Below are 24,754 nucleotides of genomic sequence, written 5' to 3'. Positions count from 1 at the left end.
GAGCACCACAATCGAATCATTCAAAATACAAAAAACCATCGTATTGTGCCGCAATTACTGGCAGAATCCGGACATGGCTGCCCGGCACTGCTGATTCGATTGCTTGCCGGCCCAATTGTTTGCCGGCCAGACCCGGCATGAATTCATCCAATTCCAACTCGCACAACCAACGAGGACACACCATGGACCTTTCGAGCTATTCGCTTCCCGAACTGCGCCGCCTGCAGGCAAAGGTCGAGACTGAAATCCGGCGCCGCAGCGATTCCACGCGCCGCACGCTGTTGAAACAGGTGCAGAAGCTGGTTGCCGAACAAGGCCTCACCCTCGACGACCTGATCGACTCCCCCGCTACCGCTGCCGCCGCGGCACCGGCCAAGACGTCTGCCACCAAGGCCAAGCGCGGCACCGCCAAGAAGGCCAAGACGCCTTCCGTCATCAAGTACCGCAATCCGGCCAATCCCGAGCAGGGTTGGAGCGGCCATGGCCGTCGCCCCCAATGGGTGCTCGACTGGCTGGCCCAGGACAAGCCTCTGGCAGAACTGGCGGCTTGAGCTCGCCGAACATGCGATGAAAAAGCCGGGCCCACGAGCCCGGCTTTTTCATTTGCTGCGGCGAAACACGCAAGGCGGCAAGCCTGCCACAGCCCGGAATACCGATTCATTCGGACCAATGAATGCGCGGAATGCATCCATCGCCAGGTGAAATTGCCCGTGCTTCAGACTTCCGCGGGCGGCGGCGCCGTGCCGTCCCGCCCACGCTGGATGAAGACCCCGACCCGACGCACGTCCTTCATCACACCGATCTTCGCCACGCGCAGTTTCACCCAGGGCGCGCCGAACTCATCGAACAGCAGCTTGACGACGAATTCGCCCAGGCTTTCGATCAAATTGAAATGGCGCTGCCCCAGTTCCTCGCGAATGCGCTGGGTGACGACCGCATAATCGATGGTGTCCGCGATATCGTCCCGTTCGGCCGCAGTATCCGGAACGCCGAAGGTGAGATTGAGTTCGACCGTCTGCTGCCCGGTCTTCTCCCGCGCATAGACGCCGACCCAGGCCTTGACCCGCAACTCCTCGATGAAGATGAAATCCATGCTGGTTCCCGTTTAGAATCGCTGCGATTCTATCCTGTGCGCAGACGCCGGCCGCGGCCGAAGATGCGCTTTCGCCACGCTGTCCTGAACATTTGATGCATTCGCCTCTTCCGATCCGGAGAGGCGCGGAGCGAAGATGTCCCTCATTGCCCTGCTCCTCGGAGCCTATCTGCTCGGCTCGATTCCTTTCGCCGTCGTCACCAGCAAGCTGCTCGGTCTGGAGGATCCGCGCCGCTACGGCTCGGGCAACCCGGGAGCGACCAATGTGCTGCGCAGCGGCAACAAGGGCGCTGCGGCGCTGACCCTGATCGGCGACTGTCTGAAAGGCTGGCTGGCAGTATGGGCGGCCACCCGGCTGGGCTTCGGTCCGCTGGAAGCCGCCCTGGCCGGCCTGGCCGCCTTCCTGGGCCATGTGTTCACCATTTTCCTGCGCTTCAATGGCGGCAAGGGCGTGGCGACCGCGCTCGGCGTGCTTGCCGGCGTGGATGGGCGCATCGCCATCCTGTGCGCGCTGGTCTGGCTGGCGGTGGCGTTCACCACCCGCTATTCGTCTGCCGCGGCGCTGTCGGCTGCCGTTGCCGCACCCGTTGCCGGACTGATCTTCCTCGGACCGCAAGCGAGTGTGCTGGTGCTGGCGGTGATGGCCGCACTGCTGATCTGGCGCCACGCCGCCAACATCCAGCGCCTGCGGGACGGCACCGAAGGCAGGATCGGCGGCAGCAAGAAACCGAAGGCGGACTGAACCACTCAGGCAGCCGCCGCCTGCGGCGGTTTCAGCTCGGCCAGCGGCCAGCGCGGCCGGATGCGCACCGACGGCTCGCCAGCCACGGTCTCTCCGGCGGCAAGGCGCATCGCGCCGGCGAAAGCGATCATCGCGCCGTTGTCGGTGCAGAGCGCCGGCTCCGGGTAATGGACCCGTCCGCCCCGCTGCTGCAGGGCGGCATCCAGCGTCTGCCGCAGATGCAGGTTGGCACCGACGCCTCCTGCCACGACCAGGGTCTTCAGCCCGGTCTTCTTCAGTGCCGCCAGCGCCTTCGCGCACAGCACCTCGACCACTGCCTGCTGAAACTCCGCGGCCAGATCGGCCATGCCGGCCGGATCCCAGTCGGGGCCCGAAACGACATTGAGCACCGCGGTCTTGAGGCCGCTGAAGCTGAAATCGAGATCGCCCGAATGCAGCATCGGCCGCGGCAGGCGGAAGCGGCCGGCCACCCCTTGTTCGGCAAGCCGGGCAAGCTGCGGCCCGCCGGGATAGCCCAGGCCGAGCAGCTTGGCGGTCTTGTCGAACGCCTCGCCGGCGGCGTCATCGACGGATTCGCCCAGCAGCGCGTAATCGCCCACGCCCCGTACCCGCATCAACTGGGTATGCCCGCCGGACACCAGCAGCGCGACGAAGGGGAACTGCGGCGGATCGGCCGACAGCAGCGGCGACAGCAGGTGGCCTTCGAGATGATGGACCGGCAGCGCGGGAATGCCGCGCGCCAAGGCGAAGGCTTCGGCCACGCTCGCGCCGACCAGCAGCGCACCCGCCAGGCCGGGCCCCGAGGTGTAGGCCACGGCGTCGACATCGCGGTTTTCCAGCCCGGCCTGCGCCAGCGCCTGCTTCATCAGCACCGGCAGGCGGCGGATGTGGTCACGCGAGGCGAGTTCGGGCACCACGCCGCCATAGGCCGCGTGGAGGTCGATCTGCGAATGAAGGCAGTGCGCCAGCAATCCGGCCTCGGTGTCATACACCGCGACGCCGGTCTCATCGCACGAGCTTTCGATTCCCAGCACTTTCATGGCTTGCATCCGTTTGATTCGGTGCGCCATTTTAACCTTCGCCGGACATTTTCCGTGCACCTGCCCTTGCCATCCGGACAGGCGTGGTTTATATTCGCCGTCTTTCTGCCCACAAGACACCCAAGGAAGTCCGCAATGCCCGGTATCCGCGTCAAGGAAAACGAGCCGTTTGAAGTTGCGATCCGCCGCTTCAAGCGCACCATCGAAAAGACCGGTGTGCTGACCGAACTGCGCTCGCGCGAGTTCTACGAGAAGCCCACCGCCGAGCGCAAGCGCAAGCTGGCCGCCGCCGTGAAGCGCAATCACAAGCGCCTGCGCAGCCAGACCCTGCCGCCGAAGCTGTACTGATTGCCGCAGCAGCCGGAGCCCGGCTGCTTGAGCTCACCGGCTGCCCCGGCAGTCGGCCATACGCCGGAAGGAGATCGGACGAGACGATCTTCTGCCGGCGTTGTGCATTTCCGCCTGCGCAACTCGTCTACGGTCGCGTACGATGATTCCCCAGTCCTTCGTCCAGGAACTGCTGTCGCGCGTCGATATCGTCGACGTCATCGAACGCTACATCCCGCTGAAGAAGAGCGGTGCGAACTATTTCGCCTGCTGCCCTTTCCACGGCGAGAAATCCGCTTCGTTCTCGGTCAGTCCGTCCAAGCAGTTCTATCACTGCTTCGGCTGCGGCGTGCATGGCAGCGCACTCGGCTTCCTGATGGAGTACAGCGGCCTCAGCTTCGTCGATGCCGTCAAGGAACTCGCCGGCCAGGTCGGTCTGCAAGTCCCGGACGACGGGCGCAGCGCCGGCCCCAAGGACGACGGCAGCGAACGCCTGTACGAGGCAATGAACCTGGCCGCGCGCTTCTACCGCGATCAGCTCAAACCCACCCGCCGCGCCGTCGACTACCTGAAGCGACGTGGCCTGTCGGGCGAGATCGCCGCGCGCTTCGGCCTCGGCTACGCCCCCGACGACTGGCAGGCTCTGCAGAAAGTCTTTCCCGACTACCAGGCGAAGATTCTGGCCGAAGCCGGCCTGGTCATCGACAACGACCAGGGCCGGCGCTACGACCGCTTCCGCGACCGCATCGTCTTTCCGATCCATGACCGCCGCGGTCGCATCATCGCCTTCGGCGGCCGCATCCTGGACAAGGGCGAACCGAAGTACCTGAATTCGCCGGAAACCCCGCTGTTCGAGAAAGGACGCGAACTCTACGGTCTCTACCTGGCACAGAAGCCGATCCGTGACGCAGGCTTCGCCGTCGTCGTCGAAGGCTACATGGACGTCGTCGCGCTGGCGCAGTTCGGTATCGCCAACGCCGTCGCCACCCTCGGCACCGCCACCACGCCGCAGCACGTCCATACCCTGCTGCGCCAGACCGACCGCATCGTGTTCTGCTTCGACGGCGACGCTGCAGGCCGTCGCGCCGCCTGGCGGGCGCTGGAGAATGCGCTCGAATCCCTGCGCGACGATGCGACGCTGGCCTTCCTGTTCCTGCCGGCCGAACACGACCCCGACTCCTTCGTCCGCGCCGAAGGCACCGACGCCTTCCGCAAGGCGGCGACCTGCGCCAAGCCGCTGGCACGCTTCCTGATCGAGGAGTTGCGCAGCCGTCACGACATGGATGCGGCCGAAGGCCGCGCCGCCTTCGTGCACGAAGCCGCCCCGCTCGTCACCCGCATCGCCGCCCCGCTGCTGCGCCTGCAGGTGATCAAGATGGTGGCGGAGGAAAGCGGCCTGACCCAGGAGGAAGTGGAGCACGCCTTCGGCGTCATCGCCGCCAACCCGAGGCACGGCCGCCAACGTGCGCCGCAGCCGGCGGCGCCCCCGGAAGACGCCCCCCGCCCCGCCTTCCAGGGCAAGCGGCGCAGCGGCGGTCTCGCCGGCATGCGCCCCGCCGGCCGCCGCAAACCGCCCTCGACCGCCGCCACCCTGCTGCGGCTGATCATGCAGCATCCGGCCTGGGCGGCGCGCATGCCGGTCGACCTGGTGCCGTCGGATAGCGCGGAAGGCCTCGCCCTGATCGCCATCATCGACATGACGAGCCTCGGCGAACCCGTTCCGCCGGGCGGGCTCGGCGCGCTGATCGAACGCTTCCGCGACACCCCCCACAGCGAAACACTGTCACGCGTCGCCGCGGAACTCGTCGACGCCGAATTCGACGAAAGCATCGTCGAGACCCTGTTCGAGGACAGCCTGCGAAAACTCCACGCCGACAGCCTCTCCACCGAAATCGATGCCCTGCTCCGCCACGACCGCGAGCACGGCCTCGATGCCGCCGGCCGGCACCGCCTGGCCGAACTGCTGATGGACAAGCGCAAGCTGGCGGAGGCATCGAAAGCCTCGGATTTATAGTATAATTTTCGGTTTACCGTTTTCTTACTCCCTCACCTGAGGAGTGCTATGGCACGCGAAACAGCCAAGGATTCGCCGCGCAAGACCGGCCCCAAGGGGCGGACATCCAAAGCGAAGGACAAGGCCGCACAGGTCGTCGAAAGCCCCGTCGCCGCGCCGCTGGACGCCGAAGTCCGGCGTACGCGGCTGAAGACGCTGATCACGCTCGGCAAGGAGCGCGGCTACCTCACTTACGCCGAAATCAGCGATCACCTGCCCGACGACGTCGCCGACGCCGAGCAGATCGAAGGCATCATCGCCACCTTCAACAACATGGGCATCCAGGTCTACGACGAGGCACCGGCCGCCGAAGACCTGCTGATGTCGGACAGCGTCGCGAGCAACGTCGACGAGGACGTCGCCGAAGAAGAAGCCGAACAGGCGCTGTCGTCGGTCGACTCCGAGTTCGGCCGCACCACCGACCCGGTGCGCATGTACATGCGCGAAATGGGCACGGTCGAGCTGCTGACCCGCGAAGGCGAGATCGAGATCGCCAAGCGCATCGAGGACGGCCTGAAGCACATGGTCCAGGCCATTTCGGCCTGCCCGACGACGATCGCCGAAATGCTCGAGATCGTCGACCGCATCGTTGCCGACGAAGCCAAGATCGACGAACTGGTCGATGGCCTGATCGACCCGAACTCCGGCAGCGAAGAGGCCGCCAGCGACGACGGCAACGACGACGCCGACGCGGACGAAGCGGACGACGACGAAAGCGACGAATCGGACGGCGACGACGACGAAGGCGACGAGGACAGCGCCGAGCGGGCCAATGCCGCATCGCTGCTGCAGCTCAAGAACGATTCGCTGGCACGCTTTGCGGTCATCCGCGAGCTTTACGCCCAGAAGATGGACGTACTGGGCAAGAGGGGCTCGCAGGACACCCAGTACCTGCTGCTCCAGCAGCAGATCTCGGACGAACTGCTCAACATCCGCTTCACCGCCAAGGCGATCGAGCGCCTGTGCGACTCGGTGCGCCACATGGTCGAGCAGGTGCGCGGCCACGAGCGCCAGATCCTGCGCCTGTGCGTCGACCGCTCCGGCATGCCGCGCCAGCACTTCATCAAGAGCTTCCCGGGCCACGAGACCGACCTCGAGTGGCTGAAGAACGAGATCGCTGCCGGCAAGAACTACGCCGAGAACCTGCTGCGCGCCCACCCCGCGGTGCTCGAAGAGCAGCAGAAGCTCATCGACCTGCAGGACAGGCTCGGCATTCCGCTCAAGGAGCTCAAGGACATCAACCGCCAGATGTCCACCGGCGAAGCCAAGATGCGCCGCGCCAAGCGCGAGATGACCGAGGCCAACCTGCGCCTGGTGATCTCGATCGCCAAGAAGTACACCAACCGCGGCCTGCAGTTCCTCGACCTGATCCAGGAAGGCAACATCGGCCTGATGAAGGCGGTGGACAAGTTCGAATACCGCCGCGGCTACAAATTCTCGACCTATGCGACGTGGTGGATCCGCCAGGCCATCACCCGCTCGATCGCCGACCAGGCGCGCACGATCCGCATCCCGGTTCACATGATCGAGACGATCAACAAGATGAACCGCATCAGCCGCCAGATCCTGCAGGAAACCGGCGCCGAGCCGGATCCCGCGACCCTGGCCGAGAAGATGGAGATGCCCGAGGAGAAGATCCGCAAGATCATGAAGATCTCCAAGGAGCCGATCTCGATGGAAACGCCGATCGGCGACGACGACGACTCGCATCTGGGCGACTTCATCGAGGACACCGCCACCCTGGCCCCGGCCGAGGCGGCGATGTACTCCGGCCTGCGCGACGCCACCGGCGAAGTGCTCGACTCGCTCACGCCGCGCGAAGCCAAGGTCCTGCGCATGCGCTTCGGCATCGAGATGAACACCGACCACACGCTGGAAGAAGTCGGCAAGCAGTTCGACGTCACCCGCGAGCGCATCCGCCAGATCGAAGCCAAGGCACTGCGCAAGCTGCGTCACCCGAGCCGCTCCGAGAAGCTGCGCAGCTTCCTCGACAGCGACCAGTAAGACGTTTTCCGGGCCTCTAGCTCATGCCTGGTTAGAGCAGCGGACTCATAATCCGTTGGTGCTGGGTTCGACTCCCAGGGGGCCCACCAGAAGCAGAAAACCGCCGATCCGCAAGGGTCGGCGGTTTTCGTTCGGGCGTTCGGAACGGGGATTCGCTTGCGGCAGCAAGCGACAAGAGCGGACAAAAGCCGTGACGTGACGATGGGGACCGAAGTCCCCACCGGCTGTCTTGGGTAATAAGGCTTCAGCGGCCCCAGCTGTGCCGGTTAGGCGGCAACAGCGAAACGCTCATCGTTGGCGTTTGTGGTTTTGCGCGGATTACGTCCGTCGCCTCTCGGGTTGCCTGCGCACCTTTGCCCGCCCTGTCGAAACCAGTATACCCCCACCCAAACACACTCACGATCGGCACAATGCACTTGGGTGGAGGTGAGGGGAATCGAACCCCTGTCCAGAACGCCTCCGGGTTGCCGGAATTACAACCATGGGCGCTATGGTACGCAGACGGGCGTGTGCGTCAAGCCCCGCCCCTGTCTTTGGCGGCTGGAGTTGTAAGCGCAGCTGTCACGCTCCCAGCCGGTCGCGCAGCAAAGATCGGCCGAGCCGTGTGCAGCCGTGCGGCAGATTCGCAGGCACGCTTAGGGGAAGCCCGGGGCTGGGACGAATCGGCGACTCGGGTGATAATGTCGGACTGCCGATTTAACGGATTGTATGCAATGAAGCGTGTTGACGATTTTCGCCTGAAGCTGGGTTCGCACGAGCTGGTGCCGATCATGGTGGGCGGCATGGGTGTCGATATCTCGACAGCCGACCTCGCCCTCGAGGCCGCTCGCCTGGGCGGCGTCGGGCATATTTCGGACGCGATGCTGCCGACGGTTTCCGACCGCCGCTACAACACGAAATACGTCAAGAACAAGCTTCAGCAATACAAGTTCAACGTCGCCAACTCGGACAAGTCCATCGTCCAGTTCGACCTCGGCCTGATCGCCGAAGCCACCGCGACGCACGTCAGCCGCACGATGGAACGCAAGCGCGGGACAGGCCAGATTTTCATCAACTGCATGGAAAAGCTGACCATGAACGCACCGAAGGACACGCTTCGGGCGAGGCTCCGCGCGGCGATGGACAACGGCATCGACGGCATCACGCTGGCGGCCGGCCTGCACCTGGGTTCGTTCCAGTTGATCGAGGATCATCCGCGCTTCCATGACGTCAAGCTCGGCATCATCGTCAGTTCGCTGCGCGCGCTGCAGCTGTTCCTGAAGAAAAGCGCCCGCACCGGCCGGCTGCCCGACTACGTCGTCGTCGAAGGCCCGCTCGCCGGCGGCCATCTGGGCTTCGGCCTCGACTGGGCACAGTACGACCTCGCCACCATCGTCGTCGAGATCCGCGACTGGCTGAAGGAGCAAAAGCTCGACATTCCGCTGATTCCTGCCGGCGGCATCTTCACCGGCACGGATGCGGTCAATTTCCTCGAGATGGGCGCGGCGGCAGTGCAGGTCGCGACACGCTTCACCGTGACCCGGGAATGCGGCCTGCCGGAAGACGTGCAGCAGCATTACTTCAAGGCCAGCGAGGACGAGATCGAGGTCAACCAGATCTCGCCCACCGGCTACCCGATGCGCATGCTCAAGAGCAGCCCGGCGATCGGCAACGGCATCCGCCCCAACTGCGAAGCCTACGGCTACCTGCTCGACTCGACCGGCAACTGCCAGTACATCGAAGCCTACAACCGCGAAGTCGCCGCCCATCCGGAGGCGAAGAAGATCCGCGTCTTCGACAAGACCTGTCTGTGCACCCACATGCGCAACTTCGACTGCTGGACCTGCGGCCACTACACCTACCGGCTCAAGGACACCTCGGTGCGCGAGGAAAACGGCGACTACCGCATCCTGTCGGCCGAGCACGTGTTCCACGACTACCAGTTCAGCACCGACAACAAGATCGCCCTGCCGGACTGACGGGCGGCAGACCGGCGTCCGGCACTCCCGCCGCCCGAACGGCCGCCGGAGTGCCGAGTTCCGGGCCCAGGATCAGAAAGTCCTGCTCTGGATCAGTTCGACCTTGTAGCCGTCCGGATCTTCCACGAAGGCGATGATCGTCGTGCCGTGCTTCATCGGCCCGGCTTCGCGCACCACCTTGCCGCCGCGGGCACGGATCTCGTCACAGGCCTTCTTCGCGTCCGGCACTTCGAGCGCGATGTGGCCGTAGGCCGTGCCCAGCTCGTACTTGTCCACGCCCCAGTTGTAGGTCAGCTCGAGCACGGCGCCGTCCTGCTCGTCCTGGTAGCCGACGAAGGCCAGCGTGAACTTTCCGTCCGGATAGTCGTGCCGGCGCAGCAGGCGCATTCCAAGCACATCGGTGTAGAAGGCGATGGAGCGATCCAGGTCGCCGACGCGCAGCATGGTGTGGAGAATTCTCATGTTCAGTCCTTCCTCTGTTTGAGATTTGCCGCCGGAACCGGCCGGCGGCTGGAACAGCCGTTTCAATCTTCGGCCTCGAGATTGTCAACCTGAGTGTCGACCTGAGCGCCCGCCTGCGCCGCACCGGCGGCGCCGATCACGGGCAGGCCTGCCGAGGCCTGCCGCAGGCGGGCACGTTCGGTGCGCCAAGCCGGGCAGACCGATTCGACCACCGCCCAGAAACGCGGCGAGTGGTTCATCTCGCGCAGATGCGCGACTTCGTGCGCCACCACGTAGTCGATGAGTTCGGGCGGCAGATGCACCAGCCGCCAGTGCAGCCGGATGCCGCTCAGGCTGCTGCAGCTGCCCCAGCGCGTGCGCGCGTTCGACAGCCTCACCGGCGGCACCGGCAAGGCCAGGCGCAGGCAGTACTCCTCGACCCGGCCACGATACCAGGCCAGCGCACGGTTCTGCAGGGCACGCAGCAATGCGCGCTCGGCATCGACTCGGGCAGGAAGGTGCAGTTCCTCCATGCCATCGGTGCTCGGGCGCCATTGCACGCGGCTCACGCCGCCGATGCGCAGCCGCATCGGGCGGCCGAACAAAGGCAGTTCGCAGCCGTCTGCCGGCACCACCACCGGCGCGCGGGAAAGCTCGGCGGCACGGCCCAGGCGGTCGAGCAGCCAGGCAGCATGATTGCGGATGAAGGCGTCGATCTCGGCCAGCGGCGTGCGCAAGGGCACCGACACCCGCGCGCCGCGGTGATCGGCCTGCAGCGCCAGCGTGCGCCGTGCCGGCGAACGCCTCAGCATCAGCTCGACACATTGCCCACCCAGCTCGATCCGGTGCGCTTCCTCACTTGCCGCCGCGCGGCGCGCGCGTTTCAAGCCTTGTCCTGCCACTCCAGCCCGCGCGCATCCAGTTCGGCCTTGATCGAGGCCATCGCCGCCGCCACGCACTCGGCCGCCCCTTTCATGCCCAGTTCGAGCGAGCGGCGCTGTCCTTCTTCCGCCAGCGTGGGCAGGCTGAACAGCGTCGCATCGGGGAAGTCGGCGGTAACCTGCCGCATCAGGCCGATCAACTGGCCTTCGTAGGCGTCCCAGACGGTGATCGCCTGCTCGATATAATCCTCGGCGTGATGCAGGTGGGCGTATTCGGTATCGAGCACCCATTCGACCATCGGCCAGGCCATCTTCGGAAAGCCCGGCGTGAAGTAGTGCTTGCGGATCGAAAAGCCCGGAATCCGGTTGTAAGGGTTCGGCACGATCTCACTGCCACGCGGATAAACCCCCATCTGCAGGCGTTCGGGCGTGGTTTCGTCACCGAAGCGGGCACGAATCTCGGCCTCCGCCTCCGGGTGCAACTCGAGCTCCAGGCCGAGCGCGGCGCCGGCCGCCTCGCGCGTGCGGTCGTCCGGCGTGGCGCCGATGCCGCCGAAGCTGAAGACGACGTCGCCGGTGGCGAAGGTCTGGCGCAGCGTGTCGGTGAGCCGCTCGAAGTCGTCGCCGCAGTAGCGCGCCCACGACAACTTCAGGCCACGCGCGCCGAGCAGTTCGATCAGCCTGGCCAGATGCCTGTCGCCGCGGCGGCCCGACAGGATCTCGTCGCCGATGATCAGGGCACCGAAATTCATTGCGGGATCTGCTCCCGGCCGGGCGCTTCGGCATCGAGCAAGGTCACGCCGCGCACCAGGCGGTCCTGGCGCAGCCGGTCGAGCAGGTAATGGACGAAGGCCAGACCGGCGTAGGCCGGCGCAACGAGGTTCACCACCGGCACATAGGCCAGCAAGGCGCTGCCGCCACCCAGCAGCAGCATCTGCGGCCGCCAGTCGCGGCGCAGGCGGTTCAGCTCCTCGTTGTCGGCATGCAGCATCAGCGCGTCGTAGCCGAAGGCACGCTGGTTCAGCCAGCCGGTCAGGAACACCGAAGCCAGCAGCCCCACGCCGGGGATCAGCCAGAAAGGCAGCGACACGATCAGGGCGATCAGGAACAGCAGACCGGCAAAAATCGAATTCCAGGCGCTGCCCAGGTTGGAACCGCCCTTGCGTTGCTCGATGTCGGCATAGTCGCGGCGGGCGACGCGCTCCAGCATCATCGGCAGCGCGATGGCGGCGACGATCAGCGCTGCGGTGACATAGACCAGCGGCACCAGGGCCAGCGCCACCGCTATCTTGACCAGCACCAGGGTCACGGCGGCCGTTGCCTCGGAAGCCGAAATCCAGGTACCGACGAAGCTCCAGCCCCTCACCCAGGCGAAGATCCAGTCCGTCACCGGCACCCAGGCGAGCACCGCGACGACAGTCCAGATCATCATCGACACCAGGCCCGGCCACAGCAGGTGCCAGAAGATGTCGCGCTGGAACAGGCTGCGCGTGGCGCGGCCAAAAGCGATCAGGATCTCCTTCATGTCTCCCCCGTGCCCGACGTGTTCAACGCGGCATGCCCGGCAAGCCACCCGGCATCATGCCTTTCATGGCACGCATCATCTTGTGCATGCCGCCCTTGGAGAACTGCTTCATCACTTTCTGCGTCTGCTCGAACTGGTTCAGCAGGCGATTCACTTCCTGCACCGTGACCCCCGCGCCGGCGGCGATGCGCCGCTTGCGGCTGGCCTTGAGGATTTCGGGCTTGGCGCGCTCGAGCGGCGTCATCGAGTTGATGATGCCTTCGATGCGGCCGATCGCCTTTTCTTCCGCGCCGCCCTGCAACTGCCCGGCAGCCTGGGCGAACTGCGCCGGCAGCTTGTCCATCATCGAGGCCAGGCCGCCCATCTTGCGCATCTGGCCGATCTGCTCCTTGAAGTCGTTGAGGTCGAAGCCCTTGCCGCTCTTGAGCTTCTGCGCGAAGACGCGCGCCTTTTCCTCGTCGACGCCGCGGCGCGCCTCCTCGACCAGGCCGAGGATGTCGCCCATGCCGAGGATGCGGCTGGCCATGCGGTCGGGATGAAAAGGCTCGATTCCGCTGAGTTTTTCGCCGACACCGGCGAACTTCAACGGCTTGCCGGTGACGTGGCGCACCGACAGCGCCGCGCCGCCGCGCGAATCGCCGTCCAGCTTGGTCAGCACCACGCCGGTCAGCGGCAGCGCCTCGTTGAAGGCGCGCGCGGTGTTGACCGCATCCTGGCCGAGCATGGCATCGACCACGAACAGGGTTTCGATCGGCGACACCGCGGCGTGCAAGGCCTTGATCTCGGCCATCATCGCCTCGTCGATGGCCAGGCGGCCGGCGGTATCGACCAGCAGCACGTCGACATGATGCTTGCGGGCATAGTCCAACGCAGCCTGCGCGATGCCGACCGGCTGCTGCCCCACGGCCGACGGGAAGAACTCGACGCCCGCCTGGCCCGCCACCGTCTTCAACTGCTCGATCGCCGCCGGGCGATAGACGTCGGTGGACACCACCAGCACTTTCTTCTTCTGCTGCTCGTGCAGCAGCTTGGCGAGCTTGCCGGTCGTGGTGGTCTTGCCCGCGCCCTGCAGGCCGGCCATCAGCACCACCGCAGGCGGCTGGACGGCGAGATTCAGGCCCTCGTGGGCGCTGCCCATCAGGCTGCGCAATTCGTCGTGCACGACCCCGACCAGCGCCTGGCCGGGGGTCAGCGAGCCGACGACCTCCTGGCCCACCGCCTTTTCCTTGACCTTGGCAATGAAGTCCTTGACCACCGGCAGCGCGACATCGGCCTCGAGCAGCGCCATGCGCACCTCGCGCATCGCCTCCTGGATGTTGTCTTCCGTCAGGCGGGCCTGGCCACGCAGGGTCTTGACGACCTTTGACAGCCGCTGGGTGAGATTGTCGAGCATGTGCGAGAAGCCTTCGTCCGGGGGTGACTTGGAGTAAACTGATGTCCTGCTATGCGCTCAATTCTACTTCATCTGATTCCCGCCTCGCTTTACGCCGGCGTCGGCATCGCGTACTGGCGCAGCTACACCGCCGCACGCGCGCCCGCAGCGAAAGGCCAGTCGTGCATGTCGTTGCGCGAGCGCCTGTTCCTGCTGCTGACGCTGATCGCGCACGGCGCAGCCCTGCACACGGCGATCTTCCCGGACGGGCAGATGCGCTTCGGCTTCGGCGTGGCGATGTCGCTGATGGTCTGGCTGGCAGTCTGCTTCTACTGGGTCGAGACACTCTATACCCGGCTGGACGGCCTGCATACCGTGATCATGCCGGCCGGCGTGGTGGCGAGCATCGTGCCGCTGATCTTTCCGGGCGAGCACGTTCTCGCCAACGCGGCCTCGCCCGCGTTCCGCGCCCATTTCGTCATCGCCATGCTGGCCTACAGCCTGTTCACCCTGGCCGCGCTGCACGCGATGCTGATGTCGATCGCCGGGCGCCAGCTGCACAATGCCCGCTTCAGCCGGCTGCTGGCGGGCCTGCCGCCGCTGCTGACGATGGAAGCGCTGCTGTTCCGGCTGATCTCGATCGCCTTCGTGCTGCTCACGCTGACGCTCATCACTGGCGTGATGTTCTCGGAGTCCCTGTTCGGCCAGGCCTTCCGGGTCGACCACAAGACGGTCTTCGCCTTCGTCTCCTGGCTGCTGTTCGGCGGACTCCTGCTCGGCCGCCAGCTATGGGGCTGGCGCGGCCGGACCGCGTTGCGCTGGACCCTGGCCGGCTTCGTCGCACTGATGCTCGCCTACGTCGGCAGCCGCTTCGTCATCGAAGTGGTGCTGCAGCGGGCGGGCTGAACCCGGCTCCGCCAGTGCCCGTGACGGCAGGCATGGGGCTGCCGTATCGAAGCCTTTACAAGGCCTGAGCCGGGATGCAACATCGACCGCAATTCAATCCAGGGCACGGCATGGCGGCAAATCCTCAACCAGCCCTGAGCGGCTTCGCTCGGGCCCTCGTTCAGCACGGACGCGTTTCCGAAGCCGACGCGATCGCCTGTACTCCACGGAGCGCCGAAGGCGCCAACGCCTTCATGCTCGAAGTCGCGCAGCGCGGCCTGCTGTCCGCCGCGGCGATGGCCCGCTTCGCCGCCGACACCTTCGGCTATCCGCTGATCGACATCGCCGCTTTCGATAAGGCGATGTTCTCGACCGACGCGGTCGACCGCAAGCTGATGCAGAAGCATCAGGTCGTGGCCCTGGCCAAGCGCCAGAACCGCATCACGCTCGCCCTTGCCGATCCGTCCAGCATGCGTGCGCTGGACGAGATCCGCTTCCAGACCGGCATGCAGCTCGATCTGGTGGTCGCCGAAGCCGACAAGCTCAAGCGCGTGGTGGACGGATTGTCGGAATCCGCTTCGGAAACCTTGAGAGAGCTCACCGGCGACGATTTCGACATGGACCTCCTGAACCAGGAGGCGCCGGGCGAAACACAGGCGGAAGAAGAGAGCAGCAACGACGTCGACGACGCGCCGGTCGTCCGCTTCATCCAGAAAGTGCTGATCGACGCGATCAACGAAGGCGCGTCCGACGTCCATTTCGAACCTTACGAGAAGTACTACCGCATCCGCGTGCGCACCGACGGCACGCTGCGCGAGATCGCCCAGCCGCCGCTGGTGCTGAAAGAGAAGATCGCCGCCCGCATCAAGGTCATCTCCCGCCTGGACATCTCCGAGAAGCGCATTCCGCAGGATGGACGCATGAAGCTGGTGCTGTCCAAGAACAAGGCCATCGATTTCCGCGTGTCGACGCTGCCGACCCTGCACGGCGAGAAGATCGTGATGCGCATCCTCGACCCGAGCTCGGCGATGCTGGGCATCGACGCCCTCGGCTACGAGCCGGACCAGCGCCAGGCCCTGCTCAGCGCCATCGAACGCCCCTACGGCATGATCCTCGTCACCGGCCCGACGGGCTCCGGCAAGACCGTATCGCTGTACACCTGCCTCAACCTGCTGAACAAGGCGGGCGTCAACATCTCGACCGCGGAAGACCCGGCGGAAATCAACCTGCCCGGCATCAACCAGGTCAACGTCAACGAGAAGGCCGGACTGACTTTCGCCGCCTCCCTGCGCGCCTTCCTGCGCCAGGATCCGGACGTGATCATGGTCGGCGAAATCCGCGACCTCGAAACCGCCGAGATCTCGGTCAAGGCCGCGCAGACCGGCCACCTGGTGCTCTCCACGCTGCACACCAACGACGCCCCGACCACGCTCGAGCGCCTCAAGAACATGGGCGTGGCGCCGTTCAATATCGCCTCTTCAGTGATCCTGATCACGGCGCAGCGCCTGGCGCGGCGGTTATGCTCCTGCAAGAAACCGGCCGACATACCGCTCGAAGCGATGCTGGAAGCCGGCTTCACGGTGGAAGACCTCGACGGCAGCTGGCAACCCTATGGACCAGTGGGCTGCGAGCGCTGCAAGGGCAGCGGTTACAAGGGACGGGTTGGCATCTACCAGGTCATGCCCATCAGCGAGGAGATTGCCCATATCATCATGACGGGCGGGAATTCGATGGACATCGCCGCACAGGCCGAGCGCGAAGGCGTGCGCGACCTGCGCAGGTCCGGCCTGCTCAAGGTCAGGCAGGGTGTCACCTCGCTCGAAGAAGTGCTGGCCACGACCAACGAATAAGGCAAAGGAAGTTATGGCAACCGCAAGCCGGGCAGCGCGTCAGACGGAGCCGAAAGAGCATCTCTACAACTGGGAAGGCAAGGACAAGACCGGCAAGATCATCCGCGGCGAGATCCGCAGCAACGGCGATGCCCTCGTTCGCGCCATGCTGCGCCGGCAGGGCATCCTGGTCACCAAGGTCAAGCAGCAGAAGATGTCGCGGGGCGGCAAGATCTCCGACAAGGACATCGCGCTGTTCACCCGCCAGCTGGCGACGATGATGAAATCCGGCGTGCCGCTGCTGCAGGCCTTCGACATCGGCATCAAGGGGTCGGGCAACCCGGCGCTGGCGCGCCTGCTCAACGACGTCCGCACCGACGTCGAGACCGGCTCCAGCCTGTCGCAGGCCTTCTCCAGACATCCGGTGCATTTCGACAGGCTGTTCTGCAACCTCGTCAGCGCGGGCGAACAGGCCGGCATCCTCGACAGCCTGCTCGACCGCATCGCCACCTACAAGGAAAAGATCCTCGCCATCAAGGGCAAGATCAAGTCCGCGCTGTTCTACCCGATCGCCGTCATGGTGGTGGCCGCGCTGGTCATCTCGGTGATGATGCTGTTCGTCATCCCCGAATTCAAGAGCGTCTTTGCCGGCTTCGGCGCCGACCTTCCGGCGCCGACGATGATCGTGATCGCGATGTCCGACTTCTTCGTCGACTTCTGGTACATCGTCCTCGGCATTCCGATCCTCGCCATCGCCGTCATCAGCTGGCTCTACAAGCGCTCGCCGGCGATGCAGATCGCGGTCGACCGCATGGTGCTCAAGCTGCCGGTCGTCGGTGCGATCATCCGCAAGGCCACCGTGGCACGCTGGACGCGGACGCTGTCGACCATGTTTGCCGCCGGCGTGCCGCTGGTGGAAGCGCTCGACTCGGTGGGCGGTGCCTCGGGCAACCACGTTTACCTGACGGCGACGCGCGAGATCCAGAACGAGGTCAGCACCGGCACCAGCCTCACCGTGGCGATGCAGAGCTCGGACGTGTTCCCGACCATGGTGGTGCAGATGGTGTCGATCGGCGAGGAGTCCGGCCAGCTCGACGCCATGCTGGGCAAGGTCGCCGATTTCTTCGAGCAGGAGGTCGACGAGGCCGTCGCAGGCCTTTCGCAACTGCTCGAACCGATCATCATGGTCTTCCTCGGCACCGTGATCGGCGGCCTGGTGGTCGCGATGTACCTGCCGATCTTCAAGCTCGGCTCCATCGTCTGAGCGTTCCATGCTGGAAGCGCTGCGCGACCCTGCCGTCTTCACCGTCCTGGGAGCCCTGCTGGGGCTGTTCGTCGGCAGCTTCCTCAATGTGGTGATCCATCGCCTGCCCAGGATGATGGAACGCGAATGGCATGCCCAGGCGGCGGAACTGCGCGGCGAACCGGCGCCGGCGGCCGAGCGCTTCAACCTCGCCACGCCGCGCTCGCGCTGCCCGCATTGCGGCCACCTGATCGGCGCTTTCGAGAACATTCCGATCGTCAGCTATCTGGCGCTGCGCGGCCGCTGCCGCCACTGCGGTGCCGGCATCAGCAAGCGCTACCCGATCGTCGAGGCCTTCACCGCCGTCCTGTCGGCCTATGCCGCCTGGCATTTCGGCTTCGGCCTCGCTGCGCTCGGCGCCCTGCTCTTCATCTGGGCGATGATGGCACTTGCCTTCATCGACCTCGACACCCAGCTGCTTCCCGATGAACTGACGCTGCCGCTGCTGTGGCTCGGCCTGCTGTTCAATCTGGGCCATACCTTCACCGATCTGCCGAGCGCGGTCGTCGGCGCGATGGCCGGCTATCTCGCGCTGTGGTCGGTCTATTGGGCCTTCAAGCTGCTGACCGGCAAGGAAGGCATGGGCTACGGCGATTTCAAGCTGCTGGCGGCGATCGGCGCCTGGCTGGGCTGGCAGGCGCTGCCATTGACGATCCTGTTCTCGTCGCTGGTCGGCGCGCTGATCGGCATCACGCTGATCGTCGTCGCCCGCCGCGGCCGCGACATCCCGATCCCATTCGGCCCCTATCTCGCCGCGGCAGGCGTGATCGCACTGTTCTGGGGCGAAGCCCTGAGCTCCCGCTACCTCGCCGTGCTGTAGCCCGACGCAGGCGGCAGCGCCCGCCCATTCTTGAAACTCCCGCCGCCCGCCCCCATCTGCCGCCTTGCTCCGCTGCCGCGGACTTCGACTTTTTCCTTATGCTGCATTGCGTTAGACTTGCGCACTTGTTTTCGGGAGCCTGTCATGCCCATCTATGAATATCGTTGCCCGGATTGCGGTTTCCAGAAGGAACACCTCCAGAAAATGAGCGACGACCCGCTCTCCACCTGCCCTTCCTGCGGCGCCGCCAACTATGCCAAGCTGCTGTCGGCCGCCGGTTTCCAGTTGAAGGGCAGCGGCTGGTACGCGACCGACTTCAAGAGCGGCAGCACCAGCAGCAGCACGTCGAGCGGCACCGGCAGCAGCGCGCCTGCCGCCCACAGCTGCTCCGGGGGCGGCTGCGGCTGCCACTGAACGCCGGGCCGTTCCAGGCCGGGCCGGGCCACGTTCGGCCTCGCCTGGCCGGAGCGTGCCGGACCGGGCTGCGCCAGGCAGGACCCTACCCGGCCGGCTTGCGCCGGGCGCCCCTTGCAAAGAGACTCCGTGAAGAAATACTTCATCACCGGCCTGCTGATCTGGATTCCATTGGTGATCACCTTCATGGTGCTCGCCTGGATCATCGGCACGCTCGACCAGATTCTGCTGTGGCTGCCCAACGGCGCCCAGCCCCGGGCATGGCTGGGCTTCGACATTCCGGGCGTCGGCATGCTGATGAGCCTGCTGGTGGTGTTCCTCACCGGGCTGATCGCCGCCAACGTGCTCGGCCAGAAGCTCGTCCAGGTGTGGGAAGCCCTGCTCGCCCGCATTCCGGTGGTGAAGTCGATCTACTACGGCGTCAAGCAGGTGTCGGACACGCTGTTCTCCAGCAGCGGCCAGGCCTTCCGCAAGGCGCTGCTGGTGCAGTACCCGCGCCGGGGTTCGTGGACGATCGCCTTTCTCACCGGCCAGCCCGGCGGCGATGCGGCCAGGCACCTGCAGGGTGACTACGTCAGCATCTACGTGCCAACGACGCCGAACCCGACTTCGGGCTTCTTCCTGATGATGCCGAAGGAAGACGTCATCGAGCTCGACATGAGCGTCGACGAGGCGCTCAAGTACATCATCTCGATGGGCGTCGTCGCCCCGCCCTCACGCCTGCCGGAGCAGGCAGCCCTGCTCAACGAATAACACCTTTTCTTTCAGACCTCCTTGCGGCGCCCTGCGCCGCCATCAAGACCAGCCGGAACCCATCCATGCGAACTCACTACTGCGGCAAAGTCACTGCCGCCGACCTCGACCAGACCGTCACCATCTGCGGCTGGGTGCACCGCCGCCGCGACCACGGCGGTGTCATCTTCATCGACCTGCGCGACCGCGAAGGCCTGGTGCAGGTGGTGTGCGATCCCGACCGCGCCGAGATGTTCAGGACCGCCGAATCGGTGCGCAGCGAGTTCGTGCTGAAGATGAGCGGCAAGGTGCGCCGCCGCCCGGCCGGCACCGAGAACGCCAACCTGACCTCGGGCGAGATCGAGATCCTCTGTCATGGCATCGAGGTGCTCAACAGCGCCGCCACGCCGCCCTTCCAGGTCGACGACGAGAACCTGTCCGAGACGGTGCGCCTGACCAACCGCGTCATCGACCTGCGCCGTCCGCAGATGCAGAAGAACCTGATGCTGCGCTACAAGACGACGATGGCCTTCCGCCGCTTCCTCGACGCCGCCGGCTTCATCGACGTCGAAACGCCGATGCTGACCAAGAGCACTCCCGAAGGCGCGCGCGACTACCTGGTGCCCTCGCGCGTGCATCCGGGCCAGTTCTTCGCCCTGCCGCAGTCGCCGCAGCTGTTCAAGCAGTTGCTGATGGTCGCCGGCTACGACCGCTACTACCAGATCGTCAAGTGCTTCCGCGACGAGGATCTGCGCGCCGACCGCCAGCCCGAGTTCACCCAGGTCGACCTCGAGACCTCCTTCCTGAACGAAACCGAGATCACCGCGCTGGTCGAGGAAATGATCCGCTTCGTATTCAAGGAAGCGCTCGAGGTCGAGCTGCCCGCGCCCTTCCCGCGCATGAGCTACGCCGAAGCGATGCGCCGCTACGGCTCGGACAAGCCCGATCTGCGCGTTACGCTCGAACTCACCGACGTCACCGACGCGGTACAGGACGTCGCTTTCAAGGTCTTCAGCGGCCCTGCCAGCTCCGGCGGCCGCGTCGCGGCGATGCGCGTGCCGGGCGGCGCCAGCCTGACGCGCGGCGAGATCGACGAATACACCAAGTTCGTCGGCATCTACGGCGCCAAGGGCTTGGCCTACATCAAGGTCAATGACGCTTCGCAGCCCAACGAACAAGGCCTGCAGTCGCCGATCGTCAAGAACCTCCACGAAACCGCGCTGCGCACCATTCTCGAACGCACCGGCGCGCAGTCGGGCGACCTGATCTTCTTCGGCGCCGACAAGACCAAGGTCGTCAACGACGCCATGGGTGCGCTGCGCACCAGGCTCGGCCATGAAAAGGGCTACGTCACCGGCCAGGCCTGGTGCCCGCTGTGGGTGGTCGACTTCCCGATGTTCGAGTACGACGAGGACGACAAGCGCTGGACGGCCTGCCACCACCCCTTCACCAGCCCGAAGGACGAACACCTGGAACTGCTGACCAGCAACCCGGGCGAATGCCTGGCCAAGGCCTACGACCTGGCGTTGAACGGCTGGGAAATCGGCGGCGGCTCGGTGCGTATCCACCGCGCCGACGTGCAGGCCAAGGTGTTCGAGGCGCTTAACATCGGCCCCGAGGAGCAGCAGACCAAGTTCGGCTTCCTGCTCGACGCACTGAAGTACGGCGCGCCGCCGCACGGTGGCCTGGCCTTCGGCCTCGACCGCATCGTCACGATGATGACCGGCGCCGAATCCATCCGCGACGTCATCGCCTTCCCCAAGACCCAGCGCGCCCAGTGCCTGCTGACCGACGCCCCGGGCGAGGTGGACGAGAAGCAGTTGCGCGAACTGCACATCCGCCTGCGGCAGAAGCTCGAAACCCAGGTCGAGATCGGCAAGAGCTGAGCGACAAGCGCCGGCCCACCCGGCACCTGCCACCAGCGCGGGCTTCACGGCCTTTCACGACGATGGATGAAAGGCCGTGAAGCCCGCGCCGTTTCAGATTTCGCCCGGGATGACGTAATCTTCGCCTGAGGCACGCACCGCGTGCATTTGGCGCCAATACAGATGCTTCTTCCGAGCGAGCTCGAAGTTCTCGTCGTCGAAAGCCAACCCACCATGCGCACGCAGCTGCGCACGATGCTGGCATCCATCGGGATCGAAACCGCCCACTACGCGGTATCCGCCACTGCGGCGATCAAGCAGCTGCGCGAGCAGCGCTACGACCTGATCCTGTGCGAGTACAACCTCGGCGAAGGCCAGGACGGTCAGCACCTGCTGGAGGACCTCCACGCCCACGGCATCCTCCCGCCCGACACGGTGTTCGTCATGATCACCGCCGAACGCAACAACGAGCGCGTCACCAGCGCCTGCGAACTGACGCCGAACGACTACATCCTCAAGCCGCTCAATGCCGAGACGCTGCGCGTGCGCCTGCTGCGCGCCTTCCAGAAGCGCGATGTCTTCCTGCCCGCCTGGCAGCTGATGCGCCTCGGCGACCCGATCGGTGCGATCGAATACTGCCGCATCGCCCGCGACGAGAACCCCCAGTACCTGACCGATCTGATGCGGCTGCAGGCGCAGTTGCACGTCGGCATCGGCCAGCTCGACGAAGCCGAAGCGCTGCATCACGAGATCCTCGGTTCGCGCAGCATTCCATGGGCCGAACTGGGGCTTGCGCGCATCCTCGTGCTGAAGAAGCGCCATGTCGAAGCGGAAAGCATCCTCGTCGACCTGCTCGCCGGCCACGACCGCTTCATCGCGGCCTACGAGCTGCTCGCCCGCATCCAGGAGGAGACCGGGCGCCCGCACGAAGCCTGTGCCACGCTCGCCACCGCGGCGGAAAAATCCCCGTATCGCATGGCCCGCCTGCGCCGCCTCGGTACTCTGTCGCTGGCCATCGGAAACCCCGCCGGCGCCGAAGCCGCGCTTGCGGAAGTCGTCGGCAAGGGGAAATACTCGGCGTTCCGCGACCCCGAAGACCACGTCCGTCTCGTCCAGGCCCAGCTTGCCCAGGACAAGATCGGCGACGTGCAGGAGACGATCGCGGACCTCGACCGCAACATGGGACGGCAGCCGAAAGGCGAAGTGTGCAAGGCGGTATGCAATGCGCTCATCCATGCCCACAAGCAGGATCGCGCCGGTGCGCAGCAGGCGCTCAAGGCCGCGATGCTGGCCGGCGGCACGATCCGCGAGCTTTCGGTCGAACTGCGCCAGGACCTGATCAAGACCTGCTTCGAACAGGACATGCAGGAACAGGCCAGCGAACTCGCCGCCGATCTGCTGCGCAGCTCGGCCGACGAACGCACCATCGAAACCACCCGCGCCGTGCTCGACACCCGCGGACTCGGGCCGTTGTCCCGGGAGATCGAAGCCCGCGTGCAGGCCGAAGTCAAGACGCTCGTCACCACCGGCGCCGAGAAGGCCCGCGCGGGCGATTTCGACGGCGCCGTGAGCGAGATGATGAGCGCCGCGCGCAAGCTGCCGGGCAATCCGCATGTGCTGTTCAACGCCGCGCTGGCGCTGTTGCGCCATATCGAGCACCGCGGCTGGAACGACGCCTTCGCCACCCAGGCCCACGGCTTCATCCAGCGCGCCCAGCGCCTGTCGCCGGCCAACCCGCGCCTGACGGCGATCACCGGCTTCATGCACGACCTGATCAAGCGCTACGGCATCCGGCCGGAAAAAGTCATGACGCGGGTCATCCGCTCCTCCTGACGCCCAGCCATGATGCGCACCCTGCTGCTCCGCCTGAGCGCTCTCGCCCTGCTCGCCCTCGCGGGCTGCACGCCCACCTCGCCCGACAAGGGCGCGCACGCCGGCATTCCCCCCGAAGCCTTCGAGACCATCGCCCTGATCCAGCAGGGCGGGCCTTTCCCCTACCGCAAGGACGGCACGGTGTTCCAGAACCGCGAAAAGCTGCTGCCCTTGAAGCCCCGCGGCTGGTACCGCGAATACACGGTGCCCACCCCCGGCGCACGCGACCGCGGCGCACGCCGGATCGTCGCCGGCGGCAAGCCGCCGGAAATCTTCTACTACACTCCGGACCACTACCGGAGCTTCCGCCAGGTGGAACCGCGCCCATGACGCCGAGCCGTCCCTCCGCGCCGTCCGCCGCGGATCCGCTCATGCTGCGGATCGACCTCGCCGGCTGCACCGGCAAGGCCGAACTGCTCGACCGCTTCGCCGCAGCGCTGCACTTTCCCGCCTGGTTCGGGCACAACTGGGATGCGCTTGCCGACCTGCTCTGCGACCTGTCATGGCTGCCGGCGTCACCCCGCCATCTCGTGCTGGCCGGGCAGGCCGAGCTGCAGACGGCCGACCCGGAAAGCCACGCCACCCTGCTCGAGATCCTAGACGACAGCATCGCCTACTGGTCCGGCACCACCACACCGCTCAGCGTCGCCATCGAGGAAGATGGGCGAAGCAACGATCCTGAGGCCTGAGCGGCCGCACCTAGCCGGCCGCGCCTAGCCGGCCGTATCGACCGGTCGCGCCTGAGCCGGCAACACCTCGCCGGCCACATCTAGCCAGCCGCTGTCCGCTCCTTGGCGGCGACGAGTTCGGCCAGACAGGCCGGGCAGTAGCACGCCCCGGTGTCCGGCACGGTCTCCACCGCCGGCACCGCAAAAGCCGGCGGAAAGGCGACACACCAGCACACTTCCTCGCCGGCCCGCATCCCACAGCTGAAAACGGCCCCACAGCGCGGACAGACATTGCCCGGCGGTGCCACATTCACAACGCGCTCCATGAAGCTCGAGCCTCTCTTCGTCAATCGTGGCCCGCATGATAGACCGGAGTCCACGCATCCCCCTGGATCTCCCTCTTGAATCATGTCCACCCGCTCCCATATTCGTATCGAGGCCGGAGAGACTGCCGGCCAACTCAAGCAGAAGGAGAGCAAGCGATGAGCAACAATCTGACCCGCCGTGTCGATCCGCTGGAAGATTTCTTCCGCGGCTTCTTCGTCCGCCCGGTGGATTTCGGTGGCGGCGCACTCGCCAGCGCCGGTGGCGAAGCACCCCAGATGCGTGTCGACGTCAAGGAAACCAGCAGTGGTTACGAAGTCCATGCCGAACTGCCCGGCATGAAGAAGGAGGACATCCACGTCCACATCGACGGCCCGGTGGTATCGATCACTGCCGAACGCAAGCAGGAGAAGGAAGTCAAGGAAGGCGAAAAAGTCCTGCGCACCGAGCGCTATTTCGGCAAGGTGTCGCGCAGCTTCCAGCTCGGCCAGGAAATCGACGAGGAGAAGGCGTCCGCCAGGTTCAGCGACGGCGTCCTCGAACTGTCGCTGCCGAAGAAGGCCGAAGCCCAGGCCAAGCGGCTGAGCATCGACTGAAGCCGGGCAC

General features: G+C 65.7%; 26 protein-coding genes, 1 tRNA gene and 1 other RNA gene. 18 read left to right on the top strand and 10 right to left on the bottom strand.

Annotated elements, in window-relative coordinates; translation table 11 throughout:
* Positions 1–16: 16 nt before the first annotated feature.
* Entirely contained in the window at positions 17–151 is a 135-nt protein-coding gene (locus tag AAFL97_RS03095; protein WP_263460945.1) for a hypothetical protein, read from the bottom strand.
* A 31-nt stretch (positions 152–182) separates the two neighbouring features.
* Here AAFL97_RS03095 and AAFL97_RS03090 point away from each other — a divergent pair, with 31 nt between their 5' ends.
* Positions 183–551: an H-NS histone family protein gene (locus AAFL97_RS03090; RefSeq protein ID WP_341643665.1), complete on the top strand. Its 369-nt coding sequence runs from the start codon at positions 183–185 to the stop codon at positions 549–551.
* A gap of 164 nt (positions 552–715) precedes the next feature.
* Here the strand turns inward: AAFL97_RS03090 and AAFL97_RS03085 are convergent, their stop codons facing one another.
* Positions 716–1,093, bottom strand: coding sequence for a dihydroneopterin aldolase (locus AAFL97_RS03085; protein WP_068637491.1), 378 nt, complete (start codon positions 1,091–1,093; stop codon positions 716–718).
* A 136-nt stretch (positions 1,094–1,229) separates the two neighbouring features.
* Between AAFL97_RS03085 and plsY the strand changes: the two genes are divergently transcribed.
* Positions 1,230–1,835 (top strand): glycerol-3-phosphate 1-O-acyltransferase PlsY, encoded by a 606-nt coding sequence (gene plsY, locus AAFL97_RS03080; protein ID WP_341643664.1) that lies wholly within the window; start codon positions 1,230–1,232, stop codon positions 1,833–1,835.
* A gap of 5 nt (positions 1,836–1,840) precedes the next feature.
* Here the strand turns inward: plsY and tsaD are convergent, their stop codons facing one another.
* A complete protein-coding gene (tsaD, locus tag AAFL97_RS03075; RefSeq protein WP_341643663.1) occupies positions 1,841–2,875 on the bottom strand; it encodes a tRNA (adenosine(37)-N6)-threonylcarbamoyltransferase complex transferase subunit TsaD in 1,035 nt (344 codons plus the stop codon).
* A gap of 135 nt (positions 2,876–3,010) precedes the next feature.
* Between tsaD and rpsU the strand changes: the two genes are divergently transcribed.
* From rpsU to AAFL97_RS03055, 4 genes are all read left to right on the top strand, one after another.
* Complete coding sequence (gene rpsU, locus AAFL97_RS03070; protein WP_002924646.1) at positions 3,011–3,223, top strand: 30S ribosomal protein S21; 213 nt, start codon at positions 3,011–3,013, stop codon at positions 3,221–3,223.
* 142 nt (positions 3,224–3,365) lie between these two features.
* Positions 3,366–5,216 (top strand): DNA primase, encoded by a 1,851-nt coding sequence (gene dnaG, locus AAFL97_RS03065; RefSeq protein WP_341643662.1) that lies wholly within the window; start codon positions 3,366–3,368, stop codon positions 5,214–5,216.
* 48 nt (positions 5,217–5,264) lie between these two features.
* A complete protein-coding gene (rpoD, locus tag AAFL97_RS03060) occupies positions 5,265–7,259 on the top strand; it encodes an RNA polymerase sigma factor RpoD (RefSeq protein ID WP_341643661.1) in 1,995 nt (664 codons plus the stop codon).
* 10 nt (positions 7,260–7,269) lie between these two features.
* Positions 7,270–7,348 (top strand) — tRNA-Ile (locus AAFL97_RS03055).
* 107 nt (positions 7,349–7,455) lie between these two features.
* Here AAFL97_RS03055 and ssrA read toward each other — a convergent pair.
* Positions 7,456–7,791: a transfer-messenger RNA gene (ssrA, locus tag AAFL97_RS03050) on the bottom strand.
* Between the two features lie 181 nt (positions 7,792–7,972).
* On the opposite strand from ssrA, the gene AAFL97_RS03045 reads away from it, so the two are divergent.
* Positions 7,973–9,217 (top strand): nitronate monooxygenase, encoded by a 1,245-nt coding sequence (locus tag AAFL97_RS03045; protein WP_341643660.1) that lies wholly within the window; start codon positions 7,973–7,975, stop codon positions 9,215–9,217.
* A 72-nt stretch (positions 9,218–9,289) separates the two neighbouring features.
* On the opposite strand, the gene gloA is transcribed toward AAFL97_RS03045, so the two are convergent.
* The 5 genes from gloA to ffh form a co-directional block, all read right to left on the bottom strand.
* Entirely contained in the window at positions 9,290–9,679 is a 390-nt protein-coding gene (gloA, locus tag AAFL97_RS03040; RefSeq protein WP_341643659.1) for a lactoylglutathione lyase, read from the bottom strand.
* 62 nt (positions 9,680–9,741) lie between these two features.
* Positions 9,742–10,545: a M48 family metallopeptidase gene (locus AAFL97_RS03035; protein WP_341643658.1), complete on the bottom strand. Its 804-nt coding sequence runs from the start codon at positions 10,543–10,545 to the stop codon at positions 9,742–9,744.
* Positions 10,542–11,291, bottom strand: coding sequence for a competence/damage-inducible protein A (locus tag AAFL97_RS03030; RefSeq protein ID WP_341643657.1), 750 nt, complete (start codon positions 11,289–11,291; stop codon positions 10,542–10,544). Before AAFL97_RS03030 ends, AAFL97_RS03035 begins: the two co-directional genes overlap by 4 nt.
* Positions 11,288–12,064, bottom strand: a complete 777-nt coding sequence (locus AAFL97_RS03025; RefSeq protein WP_341643656.1) for an EI24 domain-containing protein — start codon at positions 12,062–12,064, stop codon at positions 11,288–11,290. The genes AAFL97_RS03030 and AAFL97_RS03025 overlap by 4 nt, the downstream gene beginning before the upstream one ends.
* Positions 12,065–12,086: 22 nt before the next feature.
* Entirely contained in the window at positions 12,087–13,457 is a 1,371-nt protein-coding gene (gene ffh / locus AAFL97_RS03020) for a signal recognition particle protein (protein WP_341643655.1), read from the bottom strand.
* Between the two features lie 51 nt (positions 13,458–13,508).
* Between ffh and AAFL97_RS03015 the strand changes: the two genes are divergently transcribed.
* The 10 genes from AAFL97_RS03015 to AAFL97_RS02970 all read left to right on the top strand — a co-directional run bounded on the left by AAFL97_RS03015 (position 13,509) and on the right by AAFL97_RS02970 (position 23,845).
* Positions 13,509–14,342 carry a cytochrome C assembly family protein gene (locus AAFL97_RS03015; protein ID WP_341643654.1) on the top strand — a complete coding sequence of 278 codons (834 nt, stop codon included), beginning with the start codon at positions 13,509–13,511 and terminating at the stop codon, positions 14,340–14,342.
* A gap of 110 nt (positions 14,343–14,452) precedes the next feature.
* Positions 14,453–16,171: a type IV-A pilus assembly ATPase PilB gene (gene pilB, locus AAFL97_RS03010; protein WP_341643653.1), complete on the top strand. Its 1,719-nt coding sequence runs from the start codon at positions 14,453–14,455 to the stop codon at positions 16,169–16,171.
* A 13-nt stretch (positions 16,172–16,184) separates the two neighbouring features.
* A complete protein-coding gene (locus AAFL97_RS03005) occupies positions 16,185–17,414 on the top strand; it encodes a type II secretion system F family protein (RefSeq protein WP_341643652.1) in 1,230 nt (409 codons plus the stop codon).
* 7 nt (positions 17,415–17,421) lie between these two features.
* On the top strand, positions 17,422–18,273 hold the full coding sequence (locus AAFL97_RS03000; protein WP_341643651.1) for a prepilin peptidase: 852 nt from the start codon (positions 17,422–17,424) through the stop codon (positions 18,271–18,273).
* 144 nt (positions 18,274–18,417) lie between these two features.
* Positions 18,418–18,687: an FmdB family zinc ribbon protein gene (locus AAFL97_RS02995; protein WP_341643650.1), complete on the top strand. Its 270-nt coding sequence runs from the start codon at positions 18,418–18,420 to the stop codon at positions 18,685–18,687.
* Positions 18,688–18,816: 129 nt separating this feature from the next.
* A complete protein-coding gene (locus AAFL97_RS02990) occupies positions 18,817–19,440 on the top strand; it encodes a DUF502 domain-containing protein (protein ID WP_263460928.1) in 624 nt (207 codons plus the stop codon).
* Between the two features lie 65 nt (positions 19,441–19,505).
* A complete protein-coding gene (gene aspS / locus AAFL97_RS02985; protein WP_341643649.1) occupies positions 19,506–21,305 on the top strand; it encodes an aspartate--tRNA ligase in 1,800 nt (599 codons plus the stop codon).
* A 162-nt stretch (positions 21,306–21,467) separates the two neighbouring features.
* A complete protein-coding gene (locus AAFL97_RS02980; protein ID WP_341643648.1) occupies positions 21,468–23,117 on the top strand; it encodes a response regulator in 1,650 nt (549 codons plus the stop codon).
* Between the two features lie 9 nt (positions 23,118–23,126).
* Positions 23,127–23,486: a ribonuclease domain-containing protein gene (locus AAFL97_RS02975; protein WP_341643647.1), complete on the top strand. Its 360-nt coding sequence runs from the start codon at positions 23,127–23,129 to the stop codon at positions 23,484–23,486.
* A gap of 41 nt (positions 23,487–23,527) precedes the next feature.
* The gene (locus AAFL97_RS02970; RefSeq protein ID WP_341643646.1) at positions 23,528–23,845 is read left to right on the top strand and encodes a barstar family protein; all 318 of its coding nucleotides are present in this window, start codon (positions 23,528–23,530) and stop codon (positions 23,843–23,845) included.
* 80 nt (positions 23,846–23,925) lie between these two features.
* Here the strand turns inward: AAFL97_RS02970 and AAFL97_RS02965 are convergent, their stop codons facing one another.
* Positions 23,926–24,150, bottom strand: coding sequence for a cysteine-rich CWC family protein (locus tag AAFL97_RS02965; protein ID WP_341643645.1), 225 nt, complete (start codon positions 24,148–24,150; stop codon positions 23,926–23,928).
* A 156-nt stretch (positions 24,151–24,306) separates the two neighbouring features.
* Here AAFL97_RS02965 and AAFL97_RS02960 point away from each other — a divergent pair, with 156 nt between their 5' ends.
* Positions 24,307–24,744 carry an Hsp20/alpha crystallin family protein gene (locus AAFL97_RS02960; protein WP_341643644.1) on the top strand — a complete coding sequence of 146 codons (438 nt, stop codon included), beginning with the start codon at positions 24,307–24,309 and terminating at the stop codon, positions 24,742–24,744.
* Positions 24,745–24,754: the final 10 nt, after the last annotated feature.

The sequence above is a fragment of the Thauera sp. SDU_THAU2 genome (assembly GCF_038260575.1).
Classification (GTDB): Bacteria; Pseudomonadota; Gammaproteobacteria; order Burkholderiales; family Rhodocyclaceae; genus Thauera.
The sequence above is the reverse complement of the archived record's forward strand: the minus strand, read 5'-3'. Positions and strand labels throughout refer to the sequence as shown.

Bases quoted from the DNA above. Each gene is read 5' to 3' on its own strand.
- AAFL97_RS03000 (WP_341643651.1), top strand. From the start codon at position 17,422: ATGCTGGAAGCGCTGCGCGACCCTGCCGTCTTCACCGTCCTGGGAGCC.
- rpsU (WP_002924646.1), top strand. From the start codon at position 3,011: ATGCCCGGTATCCGCGTCAAGGAAAACGAGCCGTTTGAAGTTGCGATC.
- AAFL97_RS03015 (WP_341643654.1), top strand. From the start codon at position 13,509: ATGCGCTCAATTCTACTTCATCTGATTCCCGCCTCGCTTTACGCCGGC.
- AAFL97_RS02975 (WP_341643647.1), top strand. From the start codon at position 23,127: ATGATGCGCACCCTGCTGCTCCGCCTGAGCGCTCTCGCCCTGCTCGCC.
- AAFL97_RS02980 (WP_341643648.1), top strand. From the start codon at position 21,468: ATGCTTCTTCCGAGCGAGCTCGAAGTTCTCGTCGTCGAAAGCCAACCC.
- dnaG (WP_341643662.1), top strand. From the start codon at position 3,366: ATGATTCCCCAGTCCTTCGTCCAGGAACTGCTGTCGCGCGTCGATATC.
- AAFL97_RS02960 (WP_341643644.1), top strand. From the start codon at position 24,307: ATGAGCAACAATCTGACCCGCCGTGTCGATCCGCTGGAAGATTTCTTC.
- AAFL97_RS03085 (WP_068637491.1), bottom strand. From the start codon at position 1,093: ATGGATTTCATCTTCATCGAGGAGTTGCGGGTCAAGGCCTGGGTCGGC.
- tsaD (WP_341643663.1), bottom strand. From the start codon at position 2,875: ATGAAAGTGCTGGGAATCGAAAGCTCGTGCGATGAGACCGGCGTCGCG.
- AAFL97_RS03045 (WP_341643660.1), top strand. From the start codon at position 7,973: ATGAAGCGTGTTGACGATTTTCGCCTGAAGCTGGGTTCGCACGAGCTG.
- plsY (WP_341643664.1), top strand. From the start codon at position 1,230: ATGTCCCTCATTGCCCTGCTCCTCGGAGCCTATCTGCTCGGCTCGATT.
- ffh (WP_341643655.1), bottom strand. From the start codon at position 13,457: ATGCTCGACAATCTCACCCAGCGGCTGTCAAAGGTCGTCAAGACCCTG.
- AAFL97_RS03090 (WP_341643665.1), top strand. From the start codon at position 183: ATGGACCTTTCGAGCTATTCGCTTCCCGAACTGCGCCGCCTGCAGGCA.
- rpoD (WP_341643661.1), top strand. From the start codon at position 5,265: ATGGCACGCGAAACAGCCAAGGATTCGCCGCGCAAGACCGGCCCCAAG.
- gloA (WP_341643659.1), bottom strand. From the start codon at position 9,679: ATGAGAATTCTCCACACCATGCTGCGCGTCGGCGACCTGGATCGCTCC.
- pilB (WP_341643653.1), top strand. From the start codon at position 14,453: ATGGCGGCAAATCCTCAACCAGCCCTGAGCGGCTTCGCTCGGGCCCTC.
- AAFL97_RS02965 (WP_341643645.1), bottom strand. From the start codon at position 24,150: ATGGAGCGCGTTGTGAATGTGGCACCGCCGGGCAATGTCTGTCCGCGC.
- AAFL97_RS02995 (WP_341643650.1), top strand. From the start codon at position 18,418: ATGCCCATCTATGAATATCGTTGCCCGGATTGCGGTTTCCAGAAGGAA.
- AAFL97_RS02970 (WP_341643646.1), top strand. From the start codon at position 23,528: ATGCTGCGGATCGACCTCGCCGGCTGCACCGGCAAGGCCGAACTGCTC.
- AAFL97_RS03005 (WP_341643652.1), top strand. From the start codon at position 16,185: ATGGCAACCGCAAGCCGGGCAGCGCGTCAGACGGAGCCGAAAGAGCAT.
- AAFL97_RS03025 (WP_341643656.1), bottom strand. From the start codon at position 12,064: ATGAAGGAGATCCTGATCGCTTTTGGCCGCGCCACGCGCAGCCTGTTC.
- AAFL97_RS03030 (WP_341643657.1), bottom strand. From the start codon at position 11,291: ATGAATTTCGGTGCCCTGATCATCGGCGACGAGATCCTGTCGGGCCGC.
- aspS (WP_341643649.1), top strand. From the start codon at position 19,506: ATGCGAACTCACTACTGCGGCAAAGTCACTGCCGCCGACCTCGACCAG.